The following is a 349-nucleotide window of genomic DNA, read 5'->3' as shown; positions in this document are numbered from 1 at the left end:
GCGCAGGTGGAGGGGGCCGGTCGCGAGGTGGGCCAGACCACCAATGCCATAGTGGACGATCTGGCCAGCCAGAATCAGCGGCTGGATACGGTTGCGGCCGCCATCGAGCAGATGTCCGCCAGCACCCGGGACGTGGCGGGGAACATCGCCGATGCGGCCGGGGCGGCGCGTCAGACCGAGCGACAGGCCAAACAGGGGGAACAGGCTCTCGCCCGAATGAGTACCACCATGGCGCAGATTGCCGCCATGATCACCCAGGCGAATCAGGCGATGACGCTGCTCAGCAGCCAGAGCGAGCAGGTGGGTCGCGTCACTGAGGTGATCGCCACCATCGCCGAGCAGACCAATC

Annotated in this window: 1 pseudogene; it reads left to right on the top strand. The window is 66.8% G+C overall.

Annotated features, from left to right (window positions below):
* Nucleotides 1-349, top strand: a pseudogene (locus tag BN1127_RS19410) (methyl-accepting chemotaxis protein); the annotation flags it as partial.

Source organism: Aeromonas media (assembly GCF_000819985.1).
GTDB lineage: Bacteria > Pseudomonadota > Gammaproteobacteria > Enterobacterales > Aeromonadaceae > Aeromonas > Aeromonas media.
The sequence above is the reverse complement of the archived record's forward strand: the minus strand, read 5'-3'. Positions and strand labels throughout refer to the sequence as shown.